This is a genomic window from Micromonospora sp. CPM1 (genome assembly GCF_023896895.1).
GTDB classification, from domain to species: domain Bacteria; phylum Actinomycetota; class Actinomycetes; order Mycobacteriales; family Micromonosporaceae; genus Micromonospora; species Micromonospora tulbaghiae.
In genome coordinates, this window is record NZ_JAMHIU010000005.1 from 283,573 (window position 1) to 302,201 (window position 18,629).

The following is an 18,629-nucleotide window of genomic DNA, read 5'->3' on the forward strand; positions in this document are numbered from 1 at the left end:
GTCGCGAACCGAGACGGCACCATGAGTACGAAGCAGAAGGTGCTGCTGGTGGCGGTGGCCGTGCTGCTGGTGGGGCTGTACGTGGTGGCGGTGGCCGGGCGCCGCGACGACCCGGGCGACCCGGCGGCCGGGCCGGGCGCGCTGGCCCGGCTGGGGCGCGGGACCGGGACGGTGGACCCGGCGACGGTGGCGGTGACGTGCCTGCCCCCGGCCGCCGATCCCGCCACCACCGCCGACGGGGTGACGCTCGCGTTCGGCACCGCGTGCCGGCTGCGGGTGGCCGACCCGGGCGCGCTGCGCACGCTGGTGCTGCGCGGTACGACGCCGTTCGAGGTGACCGCCCCCGCACCCGGCGGCGCGGACGTCACAGTCACCGACGAGGTCGCGCCCGACGCGGACGGCCCGGCGGTGGCGAAGGTGGCTGTGGACCGGGAGACCGAGGTGCTCCTGCGCTGCCCGGGAGGTGGCGGATGTTCGGTCACGCTGGCCCGGTCCTGACCGGGACGGAGACGCGGCATGGGTGAGTTGCGCAAACCGTTCCTGCTGCTGGCGCTGCTCGCGGTGGCGCTCGTGGTCGGCGTGGAGCTGGGCGCGGCGGCGCTGACCGGCGGTGGCGACGCGAGCGGCGCGCTGCGGGACAGCGCCGGCCGGCTCGGCGTCGAGCTGGGCGACGTCGGCGCGGTGTCCGAACCGTCCGCTCGGGGCGTCGGCTACCTGGCGCTGATCGACGTGGTGGCGCTCTGGACCACCGGGCTGTTCTGCCTGAGCCTGGTGCTGCCCGACCGGATGCAGGGCCGGGCGCAGGGCGTGGCGACGCTCGTCTTCTCGATCGTGCTGCTGCTGGTCTCCCTGGTCCTGCTGATCGTCGCGTTCGTCGAGCTGACGGTGATGGTGTCGCTGTTCCTGGCCCCGCCGTTCGGCACACTGGCGTACCTCGCGGTGTGGGGGTTCTTCCCGGTCGACGACGCGGCGGTGCTGCTCGGGCTGGCGCTGCTGCTCAAACTGGTCTGGGCCGGGCTGCTGCTCGCCGCCCAGCCCCGGTTCCTGCGCAACAAAGGGCTGGTGCTGCTCGCGCTGACCACGCTGCTGTGCACGGTGGTGCTGCAGTTCATGCACGGCCTGGTGCCGGTGATCCTGGTCAGCATCCTCGACGACCTGGGCGCCGTGGTGTTCGCCGTGGTGGCACTCATCTGGGCGCTGGTGCTGCTGATCGGGTCGATCCCGGCGATCGTCAAGGCCATCCGGACCACCGCCACCACATCCGGCCGTACGGTCAGGTGACCGGCCCGCCGGCCGCGAGCGTGGCCAGGCGCGGCAGCTGCTCCGGGTCGGTGAGCGCCGACCCGACCGCCACCAGGCGCGCCCCGGCGGCGAGGAAGTCGCCCGCGTTGCCGGCGTCGACACCGCCGGTGGCCACGAACCGGGCCTCCGGCAGCGGCCCGGCCACCGCCCGGAACCAGGCCGGGCCGAGGCTGACCGCCGGGAACGCCTTGAGCCACACCAGGCCGTGGTCGAGCGCCCGCTGCGCCTCGGTCGGCGTGGCCACGCCGGGCAGGTGCGGCACGCCGAGACCGGCCGCCGCGTCGGCGACAGCCAGGTCCAGGCCGGGCGCCACTGTGAACGCCGCCCCGGCGGCCACCGCCTGCCGGACCTGCTCCGGAGTACGCACCGTGCCCGCGCCCACGATCCGGTCCCGCCGCCGTCCGGCCGTCACGGCGGCGCGCAGCGCCGGCACCGCCTCCGGGGTACGGATGGGCACCTCCACCACGTCGATGCCGAGATCCCAGGCCAGTTCCGCCAGCCGGACCGTCTCGCCGGCCGGCAGGTCACGCAGGATCACCATCACCCGCGCGCCGCCGAACAGGGCCTCGAAGTCGTGCCCGCTCATCTCCCGTTCCCTCCCCTGGCTTGCGCCTGCTCGGTCCACGCCTCGTCCGGCAACGCCAGCGCCCGCGCGATCGTCTCCGGGTCGGGTGGCGGCGCGGTGTCGCCCGGCACGGTCAGCACCGGCGCGGCGGTGAGGTGACCCAGCCGCAGGCAGGACCGCAGGTCGAGATCGCGCAGCAGCCCGGAGAGGAACCCGGCGGCGAACGCGTCCCCGGCGCCGACCGGCTCCACCACGCGCACCGGCAACGCCGGCACGAACACCGCCGGCCCGGTACGCGGCAGCGCCGTCGCGCCGACCGGCCCGTCCTTGACCACCACCAGCTCCGGGCCGGGCAGCAGCGCACGGACCGCCGCCGGATCGTCCGCCGACCAGAGCACGGCCGCCTCGTCCAACCCGACCAGCACCACGTCGGCGCGGTCGGCCAGGTCACGCAGGACCGGTGCGGCCCGCTCGGCGGCCCACAGCGCCGGGCGGTGGTTCACGTCGAAGCTCACCCGCGCGCCGGGCAGCGCCCGCCCGGTCAGCGCGTGCTCCAGCAGGTCACGACAGGTGTCGGAGAGCGCGGCCGTGATCCCGGACAGGTGCAGCAGGCGTGCCCCGGCCAGCCCGGGACGCGCGAGGTCCGGCACGCCGAGGCGGCTCGCGGCCGATCCCGCACGGTGGTAGTGCACCCGGGTGCCGTCCGGCCCCGGATCCTTCAGGTAGAGGCCGGTCGGCGCGTCCGGATCCACGGTGACCAGGCTGACGTCCACGCCCGCGGCGGCGACGTCGGCCACCACCCGCCGCCCGAACGGGTCGTCGCCGACGCGGCTGACCCACGCCGCGCGGTGCCCGAGCCGGGCCAGCCCGCCCGCCACGTTGGACTCCGCGCCGCCGACACCGACAGTCAGCCGCGCGGAGTGCTCCAGCGGGCCGCCGTCGGCCGGGGCGAGCACCACCATCGTCTCGCCCACGCAGACCACGTCCGGCCTCACGGCATCACCCTCGTCCGCGACCGCGGGGCTCGCAAGACCGGCTCACTCCTCGCGCTCACGGAACGACCGCCGCGTCCAGCCGGGCCGCGATGCCGGCCGGGTCGAGGTGACCGTCGGCGACCAGCACCCGGTGCCGGTTGTGCCGGGGCCGCCCGGCCGCGACCACCACCGGGCTGTCGAACGCGTACGCGACGCAGACGCCCGGGTACATCGCGGTGCGCACGAACCACCTGTCGCCCGGCCCCAGGCCGGTGAACACCAGCGTGTACGCGCCGCCGCCCGGCGCGGTGGCGGACAGCGCCAGCCAGGGCGCGGCCGACCCGTTCACCGCCTCCTCGCCTTCCGCCTCGGCGGTGCGCACCAGTGGTTCCCCGTCGGCCACCGCCCGCCAGAAGAAGCCGCCGTACCCGGCGCCACCCGGGCGGCCGTTCGTCGCCGGGCTGCCCAGGTGCACGTCCGCACCGGTGGCGGCGGTGAGCGTGGCGGACAGGTCCAGCCACCAGGCGTCCTCACCGGCCGGGGTGACGGTGATCCGCCGGTGCTCGCGCAGCAGCATCCGGCCGTGCCGGTCGCGCCACTCCAGGTCGTGGTCGAGCCGGTCGGCGGTCCGCTCCCGCCAGCCGGTGTGCGCGATGACGCCGTGGTCGTCGCGCCAGGTGTAGCCGGTGCCGCGCACGTACGTCCGGCCGCCCCACAGGTTGGCGCCGTCCACGTCCTGCACGGCCAACGACGCGCCGAGGTGCCAGACGTGGTCGGCCGGGAGCGCGTCGGTGACCGGCGTGCCGGCCCGGGTCCGCACCGGATGTAGGTACGGCCGAGGGCCGTGGCGCGGGTCCAGGTCGGGCCGGACCAGGTACCGGGCCACCTCGACACCGCCCACGACCAGCCGGGGTTCGGCGTCGGTCCCGGCAGGGCTCGACTCGGCAGCGGCGGAACGGGGTTCGGCGGTCACGACGGGTCCGGGGCGGGGACCGGGTGGCGGGCGTCCAGCGCGTGCAGCGCCGCCAGGGCGTACCCGCCGAGGATCGGCACCGCCACCGGTGTGACCAGCACGCCCAGCAGCACTGCCAGCGCGCAGATGCCGGAGGCGGCGGCCCACGTGCCGGGCCGCTGCGGGCAGATGCGCGCCACCTCACGCGCGGCCGCCCGCCACCCCCGGCCGCCGGTGCGCCCGACCGCGACGGCGACCAGGCCCGCGTACCCGAGCAGGAGCGCCACCACGACGGCGGTGAGCGCGAGCGCGGGGCCGCCGCCGGGCACCCGGCCGGTGGCGAGCGCGAGCAGGTCGGCGGCGAGCAGCGCGGCGGCGGCGAGCGCGACGGCGCTGACCGCCGACCCGGCGGGCAGCGCCCGGCCGAACCGGGTCAGGTTGGTCCGCGCGCCGGGCCAGGAGCCGCTGGTCGACCGGTCGTGCAGTGCGGCACTGGCGGTGGCGAGCGCCGGGGCGAGCGTGAGCACCGGCAGCGCGGCGAGCGCCACGGCGAAGCCGAGCAGCGCCAGGTCGGTCGCCTCGCGCAGCGTGTCCCGCCAGTCGGCACGGGCCGGCACGGGGTGGGCGGGCACGGCGTCGGTGGGGGCAGGCACTGCGGTCATCCCTTCAGCCCGCTGGTGTTGATGCCCTCGACGAGCATCCGCTGGAAGGCGAGGAAGAACAGGAACACCGGCAGCAGCGACAGCACCGACATGGCGAACATCGGGCCGACCGCGCTCTGGCTGGTCGAGTCGATGAACAGGGTCAGCGCCACCGGGACGGTGTAGTCCTCCAGGCTGGACAGGAACACCAGCTGCCGGAAGAAGTCGTTCCAGGTCCAGATGAACGAGAAGATCGCCGTGGTGACCAGCGCCGGCCGGCTCAGCGGCAGGATGACGTGCCGGAACACGCCGTACGGGGACGCGCCGTCGATGGTGGCCGCCTCGTCCAGCTCGCGCGGGATGCCGCGCATGAACTGCACCATGAGGAAGACGAAGAACGCCTCGGTGGCCAGGAACTGCGGCACCAGCAGCGGCAGGTACGGCCAGTCGCCGCCGACCAGGCCGAGGCTGCGGAACAGGATGTACTGCGGCACGATCAGCACGTGCCCGGGTAGCAGCAGCGTGCCGATCATGACGGTGAACCAGAGCTTGCGCAGCCGGAACCGCAGCCGGCCCAGGGCGTACGCGGCGAGCAGGCAGGACAGCGCGTTGCCGACGACGGTGAGCCCGCTGACCAGCGCGCTGTTGAGGAAGAACCGGCCGAAGCTGATGTCGAAGTTGGTCCAGCCGTCGAGGTAGTTGCCGGGGGTGAACCGTTCCGGCAGCAGGCCGACGTTGTTGGCGATCTCGGCCTGCGACTTGACCGAGGTGCCGAGCATCCAGAACAGCGGGTAGAGCACCACCGCGACGATCGCCACGAGCACGACGAGCCGCAGCACGTTCCGGCCGCTGCCCGGCCGGCGGCGCGCGACAGTGAGCGCGGTCATGAGTCGTCTCCGTCCGAGTAGTGCACCCAGAACCGGCCGGTGCTGAAGAAGACGGCGGTGACCACGCCGATCGCCACCAGGAACACCCACGCCATCGCCGACGCGTAGCCCATCTCCAGGTCCGTGAAGCCGGAGATGTAGAGCTTCAGCGTGTACATGAGGGTGGAGTCGACCGGGCCGCCGGTGCCGTTGCTGAGCACGAACGCCGCGGTGAAGCCCTGGAAGCCGTTGATGGTCTCCAGCACCAGGTTGAAGAAGATCACCGGGGAGAGCATGGGCAGGGTGACCGCGCGGAAGCGCCGCCACGCCCCGGCGCCGTCCACCGCCGCCGCCTCGTACAGCTCGGTGGGCACCTGCTTGAGCCCGGCCAGGAAGATCACCATGGGCGCGCCGAACTGCCAGATCGCCAGCACCATCAGCGTCTCCAGCGCCCAGTCCGGGTCGCTGACCCAGGGCAGCCCCTCGACGCCGAACAGGGCGAGGAACGAGTTGAACGCGCCGTCCCGGTTGAACATGTTGACCCAGACGATGGCCAGCGCGACGCTGCCGCCGAGCAGCGACGGCAGGTAGAACAGGCTGCGGAACAGCCCGACACCCCGCCAGGCCCGGTTGAGCAGCAGCGCCACGCCGAGCGCGGCGGCCAGCTTCAGCGGCACCGCGATCAACGCGAACGTCAGCGTGACCCGGACCGCGTGCCAGTACGACGGGTCGGCGGTGAACATCCGCTCGTAGTTGGCCAGCCCCACCCACCGCACCTCGGACAGCGGCGTGAGGATGTCGTAGTCGGTGAAGCTCAGCCAGAGCGAGAGCAGCATGGGGATCGCCGTGACGCCCATCAGTCCGATGAGCCAGGGCGAGAGGAAGACGTACCCTGCCAGGCCCTCGCCGAGCCGGGCCCGGCCGGCCCGACGCCGCGTGGGGCGAGGGCCGGCCGGTCCGGTGCGCGGGGTCCGGCCGGGCGCCGTGGTGAGAGCCACGGGACCGGTCCTTTCGTCGGGTCAGGCGATCGCGGACTTGCAGGCGGTGACGAACTGCTCCGCCGCCTGAGCCGGGGTGGCGCGGCCGTACTGGGCGTTCTCGGCGGCCTTGACCAGCTCGGACTTGACCTTGCTGTGCCCCTTGATCGGCACCTGGGGCGAGGCGCCGAACTTCTGCGCCAGGTCGGACTCGACCTGGATGGACTGCTTCATGGCCGGGTCGGTGGCGGTCTCGCTGACCTTGGCGCGCAGATCCATGTTGGACGGCAGACCGCGGTCGGTGCCGAGCAGCGCCACGGCCTCCGGGTCGTTGTTCAGGAAGTTGATCACATCGACGGCGACGTCCTTGTGCTTGCTGCCCTTGAACACCGACCAGTACATCGAGGCACGCGCCCACTGCGCGCTCGGGTCACCCGGGTACGCGACCACACCCAGTTCGTCCTTGGTGTTCTTCTTCAGGTCCGGCATCTGGTTGACCCACACCCAGGAGGTGGCGGACTTGCCGGTGACCACCAGTTGCTTGGTGATGTCGCTGGAGTTGCCCTCGTGGATGACGTCGGGCGTCGGGGTGGCGCCCCGGTCCCGCGCGCCCTTCCACAGCTCGAACCACTTCGTCACGTCCTCGGCGGTGAAGCCGAGCTCCTTGCCGTTGTACAGGTCCTTGCCCTGCTGGCGCAGCCACACCCAGAGCGCCTTGTAGTCGGCGCTCGGGTCCTGGGTGCCGGGCACCTTCGTCTTCTTCGCCACCTGCTCGGCCCAGGCGATGTGCTCCTCCCAGGTCATCCCGGTGGTCGGCTCGGGCAGCCCGTTCTTGGTCAGCAGCGTCTTGTTGTAGACCAGGCCCTGGGTGTTCTCCCCGGCGGCGACCCCGGCGAGCTTGCCGTCGACCACGCCGTACTCCAGCAGGCTCTTGGGGAACTTCGACACGTCGAGCTTGCCGGAGTCGCGGTAGCTGCCCAGGTCGAGCGTCGTGCTGCGGCCGGCGTACTCGGCCAGGTAGTTGTCGTCGATCTGGAACAGGTCGGGCGGGTTGCCGCCGGCGGTCAGCGTGGCGAGCTTGTCGAAGTAGCCCTGGTTGGCCTGCCAGGTCTTCTCGAACGTCACGTCGGGGTGCTTCTTGGTGTAGAGGGCCAGTGCGTCCTCGGTGAGCTTGGCCCGGGCCTCGCCGCCCCACCAGAAGACGGAGAGTTTGACCGGGCCGCCGTCGCCGCCGGCGGAGTCGTCGCCGCAGCCGGCCGCGCCCAGGGCGAGCGGCACGGCGAGCGCGACGGCGGCCAGGCCGCGGACGAGTCGGCGTCGGGTCAGGGGGGTACGGTGATGCCGCCCGGCGGGTACGCCGGCGGTGGGGGACGTTGCGGGGTGCATCTGCGCTCACTCCTCGGCTGTGGGAGGCGACGACGTCACCGGCGGCCGTCCACGGGCCGCCCGGGTCCGCAGTGCTGTGCGGGCCCGGGCCACCTGCTCAGGCCCCGGTGCCGTCCCGGCCGGGCGCGGGGACGGGCCCGGTCGAGTCGCGGACGACCAGTTCGGTCTGGAGCATTACCTGTGCGGTGGTGCGACGGTCGCCGGCCGCCGCGCCCCGGCCCCGGGCGCCGCGTGGCGCGTCGGAGTCGAGTTGCAGCAGCATGTCGACGGCCGTCCGGCCGGCGGCCGCGGTCGGCGTGGCCACCGTCGTCAACTTGGGGCGGGTGAGCCGGCTCAGCGCGATGTCGTCGACGCCGACGACGCTCACGTCGTGCGGCACCCGCGCCCCGAGCGCGTCCAGCCCTTCGATCAGGCCGATCGCCATCAGGTCGTTGTAGGCGAGCACGGCGGTGACGCCGCTGCGGCGTACCTGTTCGGCCAGGGCGCCGCCGCCGGTCTCGGTGGGCTGGTTGGGTCCGAGAATGGTCAGGTCCGCTCCCCCGCCCCGGGCGGCGGCGGTCGCGGCGCGGCGCATCTCCCGGGCGGTCCAGGAGCCGCGCGGGCCGCCGAGCAGCGCGATCCGGCGGTGGCCGAGCCCGAGCAGGTGCTCGATCGCGGCCCGGGCGCCCTGCCCGACGTCCATCATCACGCAGGGCAGGCCGGCGACCTGGCGGTTTATCACCACCACCGGGACCTCGCGGCTGACCTGCTCGATCAGGCTGTTGCTCATCCGAGGGCTGCACAGCAGCACGCCGTCGACCTGCTTGGCCAGGGCGTGGACCAGGTCCTCCTCGGCGACCGGGTCCTCGTTGGTGTCGGCCACGAACACGTGGTAGTCGCGGTGCCGGGCCTGCCCCTCCGCCGCCTTGATCAGTGGCGGGAAGAACGGGTTGGCGATGTCGGCCACGATCAGGCCGATGTTGTGCGTACGGCCGGTGATGAGGGCCCGGGCGGCCCGGTTGGGCCGGTAACCGAGATCCTCCGCGCAGGCCAGCACCCGGACCCGGGTCTCCGGGTTGACCAGGTGCGGGGCCGAGAACGTCCGGGACACGGTGGAGATGTGCACACCGGAGGCGCGGGCGACGTCCCGGATGGTGGCTGGCACGGCGGGCTCCCTCGTCCGATGTGGTGGGGGTCACGGGTGCCGCCCATTAATGCAAACGGTTGCGCCCGTGTCAACGGTCCATTGTTGCGGCTCGATTGCGCCGGCGTTCCCGCCACGTGCAGGAAAGCGCATCAATGCGGATGGATAGGGCGGCTTGGGCGGCAACCGTTGACGACGCATCCACCGTCATGGTTTCTTCGGCTGCAAACCTTTGCAGCCGACTGCCGGGGAGGCCGACGTCATGTCACCACCGGCCCGGGAACGGGTCCGCCACGCCCTGGTGGGTGCCGGAGCACGCGCCGAGATGTTCGTCCGCGCGCTGGCCCTCGACCACGCCGACACCACCGAGCTGGTCGCGCTCGCCGACGTCAACCAGGGGAGGATGGACGCGCACAACCGCTGGCTGGCCGAGCTGGGCCGGCCGCCGGTGCCCACGTACGCCGCCGGCGACTTCGCCGCCATGCTGGCCGAGGAACGCGTCGACGTGGTGCTGGTGACGAGCGTGGACGCCACCCACGACGAGTACGTGACGGCGGCGCTGCGCGCCGGCTGCGACGTGGTCGTGGAGAAGCCGATGACCGTCGACGCCGAACGCTGCCGCCGCATCCTGGACGCGGTCGCCGAGACCGGCCGGCGCGTGACCGTCGCGTTCAACTACCGCTACAACCCGCTGCACGAGCAGGTCCGGCGGCTGCTGGCCGACGGCGCGGTGGGCGAGATCGGGTCGGTGCACTTCGAGTGGCTGCTCGACGTGCGCCACGGCGCCGACTACTTCCGCCGCTGGCACCGCGACAAGTCCGTCTCCGGCGGGCTGCTCGTGCACAAGTCCGGGCACCACTTCGACCTGGTCAACTGGTGGCTGGACGCCCGCCCGGTCGAGGTGCACGCGTACGGCCGGTTGTTCTTCTACGGCGCGGACGGCCGCCGGCACGGCTACGCCCGCGACTACGACCGGGCGCACGGCTCCCCCGCCGCCGACGGCGACCCGTTCGCGCTGCGCCTGGCCGACCACCCGAGGCTGCGCGAGCTGTACCTCGACGCCGAGGCCGAGGACGGCTACCACCGCGACCGCAACGTCTTCGCCCCCGGCGTGACCATCGAGGACGACCTCGCGGTGCTGGCCCGCTACGACACCGGCGCCACGATGACCTACCACCTCACCGCGTACGCGCCCTGGGAGGGCTACCGGGTCATGGTCAACGGCAGCCGGGGCCGCCTCGAACTGGAGGTGACCGAGAGCGACCACGTCAGCCCGGCCGTCGCCGGCGCGCTCAAGGGGGCGGCGCTGCACGGCGACGAGGCCGCCGTCGAGCAGGGCGCGGCCCGGCTCACGCTGCGGCCGTTCTGGGCGCCGCCGCAGGAGATCCCGGTCGAGGGCTGGACCCGGCGCGGGCACGGCGGCGCGGACGCCCGGATGACCCGGGTGCTGCTCGGCGGCGAAGCCGACCCGCTCGGCCGGGCCGCCACCGCCCGCGACGGCGCGCTGGCGCTGCTCACCGGCCTGGCCGCCAACCGCTCGCTGGAGACCGGCGCGCCCGTCCGGGTCGCCGACCTGCTCACCCTGCCCTGACCGAGGAGCCCTCGCTGTGCCGATCATCCCCCGCGGCGACCTGCTGCTGCCCGCCGAGCCCGGGCTGCGCGCCCTGGCCCGCGAGCTGTACGCGCTCGCCGCCGAGCAGCCGATCATCTCGCCGCACGGGCACGTCGACCCCGGGCTGCTGGCCGAGGACCAGCCGTTCCCCGACCCGGCCCGGCTGCTCATCGTGCCCGACCACTACCTGACCCGGATGTTGCTCAGCCAGGGCGTACCCCCGGCCGACCTGGGCGTGCCCAGCGTCGACGGCAGCCCGGTGGAGACCGACGGGCGGACCATCTGGCGGCGCTTCGCCGCGCACTGGCACCTGTTCCGCGGCACCCCGTCGCGACTGTGGCTGGAGCAGACGTTCCGGCACGTGTTCGGCGTCGACACGCCGCTGAGCCCGGCCACCGCCGACGCCGTCTACGACGCGCTCGCCGCGCGCCTGGCCGAACCGGGGTTCCGGCCCCGGGCGCTGTTCGAGCGCTTCGGCATCGAGGTGCTCGCCACCACCGAGTCGCCGCTGGACGACCTGGGCCGGCACGCCAAGCTCGCCGCCGACGGCTGGGGCGGGCCCGGCGGCCGGGTGGTCACCACGTTCCGCCCCGACGACGTGGTGGACATGGAGTTCGGCAACTGGTCGGCCAACGTGGACCGGCTCGCCGAGGTCTCCGGCGAGGACACCGGCACGTACGCCGGATACCTGGCCGCGCTGCGGGCACGGCGGGAGGCGTTCGCCGCCGCCGGGGCCACCTCCACCGACCACGGGCACCCCACCGCCCGTACCCTCGATCTCGGCCCGGCGCAGGCCGCGGCCCTGTTCGACAGGGGCCGGCGCGGCCTGGCCGACGCCGCCGACGCGGAGGCGTTCCGGGCGCACATGCTGCTGGAGTTCGCCCGGATGTCGCTCGACGACGGCCTGGTCATGCAGCTGCACCCCGGCGCGGTCCGCAACCACAACCGCTGGCTGCACGCCCGGCACGGCCGCGACGTGGGCGGCGACGTGCCGCAGGCCACCGAGTACGTGCACGGCCTCGCCCCGCTGCTCGACGCGCACGGCAACGACCCCCGCCTCACTGTGGTGCTCTACACGCTCGACGAGGACACGTTCACCCGGGAACTCGCCCCGCTCGCCGGCGGGTACGCGGCGCTGCGCCTCGGCGCGCCCTGGTGGTTCCTGGACTCCCCCGAGGTGCTGCGCCGGTTCCGGGAGGCGGTCACCGAGACGGCCGGCTTCTACAACACCGCCGGGTTCGTCGACGACACCCGCGCGTTCTGTTCCATCCCGGTACGCCACGACGTGGCCCGCCGGGTCGACGCCGGCTTCCTGGCCCGCCTCGTCGCCGAGCACCGCCTCGGCGAGGACGAGGCCGCCGAGACGATCGTCGACCTGGCGTACCGGCTGCCGAAGCAGGTCTTCAAGTTCGGAGGCGGACCCGCATGACCACAATCGTCGACGTCGAGGTGCACGACGTGCGCTTCCCCACCGCCGCCAGCGGCGACGGCTCGGACGCGATCAACAGGGGCGACTACTCGGCCACGTACGTGGAGCTGACCACCGACGGCGGGCCCACCGGCGCCGGGTTCACGTTCACCAACGGCCGGGGCAACGAGATCACCTGCGCGGCGGTACGCGCGCTCGCCCACCACGTCCGGGGACGCACGATCGCCGAGATCGCCGCCGAACCGGTGGCGTTCTGGCGCTCGCTCACCGCCGACGTGCAACTGCGCTGGCTCGGCCCGGAGAAGGGCGTCATCCACATGGCCACCGGCGCGCTCGTCAACGCGGTCTGGGACCTGCGCGCCAAGCTCGCCGGCAAGCCGATGTGGCGGTTCCTCGCCGAGGCCCCCACCGACGAACTGGTCGCGACGATCGACTTCCACCACATCACCGACGCGCTCACCCCGGACGAGGCAGCGGCCATCCTCGACAAGGGACGCGACGGCCTGGCCGACCGGCTGGCCGGGGTGGAACGCGACGGGTTCCCCTCGTACACCACGTCGGTCGGCTGGCTCGGCTACCCGGACGAGCAGGTGCGCGCGCTGACCCGCGAGGCGTACGCGCAGGGGTGGCGCGCGATGAAGATGAAGGTCGGCGGGCGGATCGAGGACGACCTGCGGCGGGCCCGGATCATCCGGGCCGAGATCGGGCCGGACGCGCTGCTGATGATGGACGCCAACCAGGTGTGGGACGTGGACGAGGCGATCGCCGCGATGGGCGTGCTCGCCGAGGTCGACCCGTACTGGATCGAGGAGCCCACGCACGCCGACGACGTGCTCGGGCACGCCCGGATCGCCCGCGCGGTGGACGAGCTGACCGGCGGCCGCTGCCGGGTCGCCACCGGCGAGGTCGCCGCCAACAAGGTCATCTTCAAGCAGCTGCTCCAGGCCGAGGCGATCGGCGTGATGCAGATCGACGCCTGCCGCGTCGGCGGCGTGGACGAGGTGCTCGCCGAACTGCTGCTGGCGGCCAAGTTCGGCGTGCCGGTGTGCCCGCACGCCGGCGGCGTGGGCCTGTGCGAGTACGTGCAGCACCTCGCGATCTTCGACCACCTGCGCGTCGGCACCAGCCTCGACGGCCGGATGGTCGAGTACGTCGACCACCTGCACGAGCACTTCACCGACCCGGTACGCACCCGGGGCGGGCGCTACCTGTTGCCCACCGCGCCCGGCTACAGCGCCACCATGCGCCCGGAGTCGATCGCGCGGTTCCGCTTCCCGGACGGCCCGGCATGGCGCTGACCACCGACCGGCTCGGCCTGGCCACGCTGCGCCGCCTGCCGCAGGAGTCCCGGCCACTGCTGCGCCCCGGCACCGTACCGGCCGGCATCGTCCACCTCGGCCTCGGCGCGTTCCACCGCGCCCACCAGGCCGTGCACACCGAGGCGGCGGTCGGCGCGGCCGGCGGCGACTGGGGCATCATCGGCGTCGCGCCGCGCAGCACCGGCGTGGTCGACGCCCTCGCCGCGCAGGACTGCCTGTTCAGCGTCACCACGCTCGCCGCCGAGGGCGCGTCCACCCGGGCGATCGGCGCGCTGACCGGGGTACGGCACGCCGCGAGCGACCCGGAGGCGGTGGTCGGCCTGCTCGCCGACCCGGCGATCCGGGTGGTCACGCTGACGGTGACCGAGAAGGCGTACCGGCTGGACCCGGTGACCGCCGCGCTGACTGTGGACGCGGACCTGACCGCCGACCTGACCACCGGCCGTCCACCGCGTACCGTGCCGGGCCTGCTGGTGCGCGGGCTGCTCGCCCGCGCCGCCGCCGACGCCGGGCCGCTGGCGCTGGTGAGCTGCGACAACCTGCCCGCCAACGGGCGGCGACTGCGCGGGCTGGTGGAGCAGTGCCTCGCGCTGGCCCGGGTGCCGGACGCCACAGCCGAGCGGGTGCTCACGGCCGTCACCTGCCCCGGCACCATGGTGGACCGGATCGTGCCGGCCAGCACCGACGAGACCCGCGACACCGCCCGGCGGGCGCTCGGCGTGACCGACCTGGCGGCGGTCGCCGCCGAACCGTGGTCGCAGTGGGTGATCGAGGACGACTTCCCGGGCGGGCGACCGGCCTGGGAACGATCCGGCGCGGTACTCACCGGCGACGCCGGCCCGTGGGAGCGGCTGAAACTGCGGGCACTCAACGGCGTGCACTCCGCCACCGCGTACCTGGGGGCGCTGGCCGGCGCGGAGACGGTGGCCGAGGCGCTGACGCTGCCGCACCTGGACGCGGTGCTGCGGCGGCTGCTAGCCGAGGAGATCGCGCCGAGCTTCACCCCGCCGCCCGGCGCCGACGTGGCCGACTACGGCGAGCAGGTACTCGCCCGTTTCGCCAACCCGGCGATCCGGTACCGGACGACGCAGGTCGCGATGGACGGCTCGCAGAAGCTGCCGCAACGGGTGCTGCACACCGTCGCCGACCTGCGGGCCGCCGGCCGGTCGGCGCGGTGGAGCGCGCTCGTGGTGGCCGCGTGGCTGCGGTTCCTGCTCGGGTACGCCGACGACGGCCGGCCGCTGCCGCTGGACGACCCGCTCGCCGACCGGCTGCGCGCCGCGCTCGCCGCCGGAGCGCACACCCCGGCCGGGGTGGTCGACGCGGTCTTCGCGCTGCGCGAGGTGTTCCCGGCCGACCTGGCCGCCGACGACGAGGTCCGCGCCGACGTGACCGGCTGGCTCACCGCGCTGGAACGGCACGGCGTCCGGGCGACACTGGCGGACGCCCGGTGACCAGCGGGTGGGCAGCGACCCGCCGGGGGTCGCCGGTGAGCGGCAACGACCCGCCGCGGGTGGCGCTGATCGGGGCGAACGGGCACGGCCGCTGGCACCGCCGGGCCATCGCGGAACTGCACGCCGCCGGGCGTGCGCGCCTGGTCGCCCTGGTCGACGTACGCCCGCTGGAGGCCGAACCGGCCGCGCCGGTCCCACCGGAGACCGGCGTGTTCACCGACCACCGGGCCATGCTCGCCGAGTCCCGGCCGGACGTGGTGGTGATCTGCACGCCGCCGCACACCCACCTGCCGATCGCGCTCGACGTGCTCGCGGCCGGGGCCGACCTGCTGCTGGAGAAGCCACCGGTGCTCGACCTCGCCGAACACCGGGCGCTCGCCGCCGCCGCGGACGTCGCCGGCCGCGCCGTGCAGGTCAACTTCCAGGCGCTCGGCTCGGCCGCGCTGACCGAACTGACCGGCGCGCTCCGGCGGGTCGGCCCGGTCACCCGCATCGCCACACTCGCCGCCTGGCAACGCCCGGACGCCTACTACGTCCGCTCCCCCTGGGCGGGGCGGCGGTCGGTCGACGGCCGCCCGGCGCTGGACGGCGCGCTGGCGAACCCGCTCGCGCACGCGCTGATGCAGTGCCTCGCCGTCGCCGAATCCGTCACCGGCGCGCCGGTACGCCCGGCCCGGATCGAGGTCGAGCGCTACCGGGTGCGCCCGATCGAGGTGGACGACACGACCGTGCTGCGGCTGACCCCGCACGCCGGGCCGCCGGTGCTGGCCGCGCTCACCCTCGCCGCCGAGGAGCACGTCGCCGGGGAGGTGCTGGTCACCGGCGAGCGAGGGCGGGCGGTGCTGGAGTACCCGACCGACCGGCTACGCCTACCCGGCGACGACGCGCTCCGCCCGGTGCCCGGCCGCCGAGGGCTGCTGGCGAACCTGCTCGACCACCGCGCGGACGGCACGCCGCTGATCGCGCCGCTGGCGCGTACCGAGCCGTTCACCGCGGTGCTGGACGCGCTGCGGGACGCACCCGTCCCGGCGCTGCTCGACGGGGACCTGGTGCGCGAGGCGGGCGACGGCCCGCAGCGGGTGCGGATGGTGCGGGGCGTCGGCGCGGTGCTGCGGGCCGCCGCGCAGACCGGCGCGCTGCCGTCCGAGGCGGGCGTGCCGTGGGCGCTCCCGCCGCACGTGGTGGACCTGCCCGCGCAGTGAATGTCCCCGAGAGAACGGAACGAGTCATGCGTACCCGAACCGCAGTCGTCGCGGCGCTGACCGCCGCGCTCGTCCTCACCACCGCCGCGCCCGCGCCGGCCGCACCCGGCGGGCCGTCCCGGGCAGCCGAACTGCTCGGCCGCCAGACCCTCCCGGCGAACGACGGCTGGGCCGCCGCGGGCACCGGCACCACCGGCGGGTCGGCCGCCGCGCCGGACCGGGTACGCGTCGTGCGTACCCGGGCCGAGCTGGTCGCCGCGCTCGGCGGCGACAACGCCACGAACGCCGCCGACGCCACCGGAAAGATCGTGTACGTGGCCGGAACCGTCGACGGTTTCGAGGGCCCGGACGGCACCCCGCTGGACTGCGCGGACCTGGCCGACCCGGAGTACTCGCTGCCCGCCTACCTGGCCGCGTACGACCCGGCGACCTGGGGCCGGACGAACCCGAGCGGGCCGCTGGAGGCCGCACGCGTGCGGTCGGTGGCCGCCCAGACCCGGCAGACCCAGATCAACGTCGGCTCGAACACCACGATCATCGGGCTGCGCGGCGCCCGGCTCACCGGCCTGACGCTGATGATCGACCGGGTGGACAACGTGATCGTGCGCAACATCGAGTTCGCCGACGCCCGGGACTGCTTCCCGGCCTGGTCCCCGACCGACGGCGACACCGGCAACTGGAACTCCCAGTACGACCAGATCTCGGTCCGGCGCAGCGAGCACGTCTGGATCGACCACAACACGTTCACCGACGGCGACAACCCGGACAGCGCGCAGCCCGTCTACTTCGGCCGGCCCTGGCAGGTGCACGACGGCTCGCTGGACGTGACGCACACCGCCAGCCTGGTCACCGCCTCCTGGAACCGGTTCACCGGCCGGGACAAGGTGATGCTCATCGGCTCGTCGAACACGGTCGGCCCGGACGTGGGCCGGCTCAACGTCACGGTGCGGCACAACCTGTTCGACGGCACGCTGCAACGGCTGCCCCGGGTGCGGTTCGGCCAGGTCGACGTGCACGAGAACCACTACCGGCTCGGCGGGCCCGGCTTCGCGTACGCCCTCGGCGTCGGTGTGCAGTCCGCGCTGTACGCGGAGAACAACTTCTTCACGCTCACCGGCGGGGCCGGCCCGGCCGACCTGCTGTACGACTGGGGCGGCACCGCGCTCACCGAGCGGGGCACCTGGGTCCGGCAGGGTGACCGCCTGCCGCGGCCGGTGGACCTGCGCGCCGCGTACAACGCCGCCCACGACCCCGACCTCGGCGGCGACGCCGGGTGGACGCCCACGCTCCGCGCCGCCCGGCCGCTGCCGGCCCCGCTGGTCCCGTTCGTCGTGGACGCCTGGGCCGGCGCCGGCCGGCTGCCGCTCTGACCTCCGCCGGAGCCCACCCGGCGACCGGGCCGGCGTCCCCCCGGGGACGCCGGCCCGGCGTCGTCACCGGCCCGCCGGCTGACACGCCGCCCCCGATGCGCAATGATCACGTTTGACGGACATCGCCGCCGGGGGAATGAACCGGCGGCCACCGGGGACAACAGGGTGAGAATCAGGCGGTGACAGCGCGAGTGGGCGCCCAGGTCCGGGGACGGGCACGGGACGGAGGGCCGGACGTGACGGGTGGGACATCCGGCGACGTCGGCCCGGTCCTCACCATCGACCTGCCGGCCGACCCGGCCCGGCTCGCCGCCACCCGGGAACGGCTGCGCGGCTGGCTGCACGCCCACGGCGTGAGCGAGTGGGACGTCGACACCGTCCTCATCGCCACCGGCGAGGCGTGCGCCAACGCCATCGAGCACGGCTACCGCTTCGCCCGGGAGGGCATCACCACGCTGCGGGCCGAGCTGCGCGGCGACCGGCTGGAGATCGAGGTACGCGACCGGGGCGGCTGGCGCGCGGCCGACGGCGACGACACCGGCGACCGCGGCCGGGGGCGGCTGATCATGGCGCGGGTGATGGACGAGGCCACCATCGTCGGCACGCCGGAGGGCACCTGCGTACGCCTGGTCAAGCGCCTCACCGGCGACGCGAGCGGCCCGGCGGGCGCCGGATCTAGCGAAGATCAGCTATAAGGGACGCATGGAGTTCCCCGCCTACCTCGCCACCATGCCGATGCACGCGATCACCGAGATCCACGGTGAGCCCGGCCTGCTGGCCCGGTTCCGGCTGGAGATCGAGGCGTTCGACGAGGCCGCCCGCGACCGGCTGACCGAGGCGCTCGACCTGGCCGCCGACCTGCACCACGACGACCGGCGGGTACGCGAGCCCTACCTCAACCACCTGCTACGCGTGGCGATCCGCCTGATGCACCACTACCAGGTGCGGGACGTGGACGTGATCGTCGCGGGTCTGCTACACGACGCGGTTGAGGACCACCCCGCCGAGCTGGCCGGGCTCGATCCCGGCGCAGGGGCGGAGGCGACCCCGGCGGCGCTCGCCGCGCTGTCCGATCGGTTCGGCGCGCGGGTCGCCCGGCTGGTCGCGGCGGTCACCAACCCGGCGTACGACCCGGGGCGGGACCGCGATGAGCAGTACCGGGAGCACGTGGCGGCGAGCCTCGAACGGGAGCCGTGGGCGCGGGTGATCAAGGTGTCCGACTTCACCGACAACGGCGTGGGCGTGATCCACACGGTCGGGCCGAAGGTGACCCGCGCCGCCACCAAGTACCGCCCGCTGGTGCCGGTCTTCCGCGACCTGGTGGCCCGCCCGGACACACCACTGTCCCCACCGGTCAAGCAGCACATCCTCGCCCAGCTGGACCTGGCCGAGGAGCGCTTCAGCGCCATCCTCGACCACCCCGCCTAACGCCCCTCCCCTCCCCTCCCCACCTCACC

18 protein-coding genes are annotated in these 18,629 nt (G+C 74.3%); 10 read left to right on the forward strand and 8 right to left on the reverse strand.

Features of this window, described 5'->3' with window-relative positions; translation table 11 throughout:
- The first annotated feature begins 21 nt into the window (after positions 1 to 21).
- Together M8C11_RS08915 and M8C11_RS08920 are read left to right on the forward strand one after the other, a co-directional pair.
- Positions 22 to 498 (forward strand): hypothetical protein, encoded by a 477-nt coding sequence (locus M8C11_RS08915; RefSeq protein ID WP_252449214.1) that lies wholly within the window; start codon positions 22 to 24, stop codon positions 496 to 498.
- Between the two features lie 18 nt (positions 499 to 516).
- Positions 517 to 1,281, forward strand: a complete 765-nt coding sequence (locus tag M8C11_RS08920) for a hypothetical protein (protein WP_252449215.1) — start codon at positions 517 to 519, stop codon at positions 1,279 to 1,281.
- Here M8C11_RS08920 and M8C11_RS08925 read toward each other — a convergent pair.
- From M8C11_RS08925 to M8C11_RS08960, 8 genes are all read right to left on the reverse strand, one after another.
- Positions 1,274 to 1,888, reverse strand: coding sequence for a bifunctional 4-hydroxy-2-oxoglutarate aldolase/2-dehydro-3-deoxy-phosphogluconate aldolase (locus M8C11_RS08925; protein WP_252449216.1), 615 nt, complete (start codon positions 1,886 to 1,888; stop codon positions 1,274 to 1,276). The genes M8C11_RS08920 and M8C11_RS08925 overlap by 8 nt on opposite strands.
- Positions 1,885 to 2,862, reverse strand: coding sequence for a PfkB family carbohydrate kinase (locus M8C11_RS08930; RefSeq protein WP_252449217.1), 978 nt, complete (start codon positions 2,860 to 2,862; stop codon positions 1,885 to 1,887). The genes M8C11_RS08925 and M8C11_RS08930 overlap by 4 nt, the downstream gene beginning before the upstream one ends.
- Positions 2,863 to 2,917: 55 nt before the next feature.
- A complete protein-coding gene (locus M8C11_RS08935) occupies positions 2,918 to 3,814 on the reverse strand; it encodes a DUF6807 family protein (RefSeq protein ID WP_252449218.1) in 897 nt (298 codons plus the stop codon).
- Positions 3,811 to 4,455: a hypothetical protein gene (locus tag M8C11_RS08940; RefSeq protein WP_252449219.1), complete on the reverse strand. Its 645-nt coding sequence runs from the start codon at positions 4,453 to 4,455 to the stop codon at positions 3,811 to 3,813. The genes M8C11_RS08935 and M8C11_RS08940 overlap by 4 nt, the downstream gene beginning before the upstream one ends.
- Positions 4,452 to 5,321: a carbohydrate ABC transporter permease gene (locus M8C11_RS08945; protein ID WP_120569591.1), complete on the reverse strand. Its 870-nt coding sequence runs from the start codon at positions 5,319 to 5,321 to the stop codon at positions 4,452 to 4,454. Before M8C11_RS08945 ends, M8C11_RS08940 begins: the two co-directional genes overlap by 4 nt.
- Positions 5,318 to 6,298: a carbohydrate ABC transporter permease gene (locus M8C11_RS08950; RefSeq protein WP_047892450.1), complete on the reverse strand. Its 981-nt coding sequence runs from the start codon at positions 6,296 to 6,298 to the stop codon at positions 5,318 to 5,320. The genes M8C11_RS08945 and M8C11_RS08950 overlap by 4 nt, the downstream gene beginning before the upstream one ends.
- Positions 6,299 to 6,319: 21 nt before the next feature.
- Positions 6,320 to 7,663, reverse strand: coding sequence for an ABC transporter substrate-binding protein (locus M8C11_RS08955; RefSeq protein ID WP_252449220.1), 1,344 nt, complete (start codon positions 7,661 to 7,663; stop codon positions 6,320 to 6,322).
- Between the two features lie 97 nt (positions 7,664 to 7,760).
- On the reverse strand, positions 7,761 to 8,807 hold the full coding sequence (locus tag M8C11_RS08960) for a LacI family DNA-binding transcriptional regulator (RefSeq protein ID WP_252449221.1): 1,047 nt from the start codon (positions 8,805 to 8,807) through the stop codon (positions 7,761 to 7,763).
- 241 nt (positions 8,808 to 9,048) lie between these two features.
- Between M8C11_RS08960 and M8C11_RS08965 the strand changes: the two genes are divergently transcribed.
- The 8 genes from M8C11_RS08965 (at position 9,049) to M8C11_RS09000 (ending at position 18,600) form a co-directional block, all read left to right on the forward strand.
- Positions 9,049 to 10,377: a Gfo/Idh/MocA family protein gene (locus M8C11_RS08965; RefSeq protein ID WP_252449222.1), complete on the forward strand. Its 1,329-nt coding sequence runs from the start codon at positions 9,049 to 9,051 to the stop codon at positions 10,375 to 10,377.
- A gap of 16 nt (positions 10,378 to 10,393) precedes the next feature.
- Complete coding sequence (gene uxaC / locus M8C11_RS08970) at positions 10,394 to 11,827, forward strand: glucuronate isomerase (RefSeq protein ID WP_252449223.1); 1,434 nt, start codon at positions 10,394 to 10,396, stop codon at positions 11,825 to 11,827.
- Positions 11,824 to 13,125: an enolase C-terminal domain-like protein gene (locus M8C11_RS08975; protein WP_252449224.1), complete on the forward strand. Its 1,302-nt coding sequence runs from the start codon at positions 11,824 to 11,826 to the stop codon at positions 13,123 to 13,125. The genes uxaC and M8C11_RS08975 overlap by 4 nt, the downstream gene beginning before the upstream one ends.
- On the forward strand, positions 13,116 to 14,600 hold the full coding sequence (locus M8C11_RS08980; protein ID WP_252449225.1) for a mannitol dehydrogenase family protein: 1,485 nt from the start codon (positions 13,116 to 13,118) through the stop codon (positions 14,598 to 14,600). The genes M8C11_RS08975 and M8C11_RS08980 overlap by 10 nt, the downstream gene beginning before the upstream one ends.
- Before the next feature lie 35 nt (positions 14,601 to 14,635).
- Positions 14,636 to 15,802 (forward strand): Gfo/Idh/MocA family protein, encoded by a 1,167-nt coding sequence (locus M8C11_RS08985; RefSeq protein WP_252449226.1) that lies wholly within the window; start codon positions 14,636 to 14,638, stop codon positions 15,800 to 15,802.
- A 26-nt stretch (positions 15,803 to 15,828) separates the two neighbouring features.
- A complete protein-coding gene (locus M8C11_RS08990; protein WP_252449227.1) occupies positions 15,829 to 17,172 on the forward strand; it encodes a polysaccharide lyase family 1 protein in 1,344 nt (447 codons plus the stop codon).
- Between the two features lie 236 nt (positions 17,173 to 17,408).
- Positions 17,409 to 17,867 carry an ATP-binding protein gene (locus M8C11_RS08995; protein ID WP_071094735.1) on the forward strand — a complete coding sequence of 153 codons (459 nt, stop codon included), beginning with the start codon at positions 17,409 to 17,411 and terminating at the stop codon, positions 17,865 to 17,867.
- A 7-nt stretch (positions 17,868 to 17,874) separates the two neighbouring features.
- Positions 17,875 to 18,600: an HD domain-containing protein gene (locus M8C11_RS09000; RefSeq protein WP_252449228.1), complete on the forward strand. Its 726-nt coding sequence runs from the start codon at positions 17,875 to 17,877 to the stop codon at positions 18,598 to 18,600.
- Positions 18,601 to 18,629 lie beyond the last annotated feature (29 nt).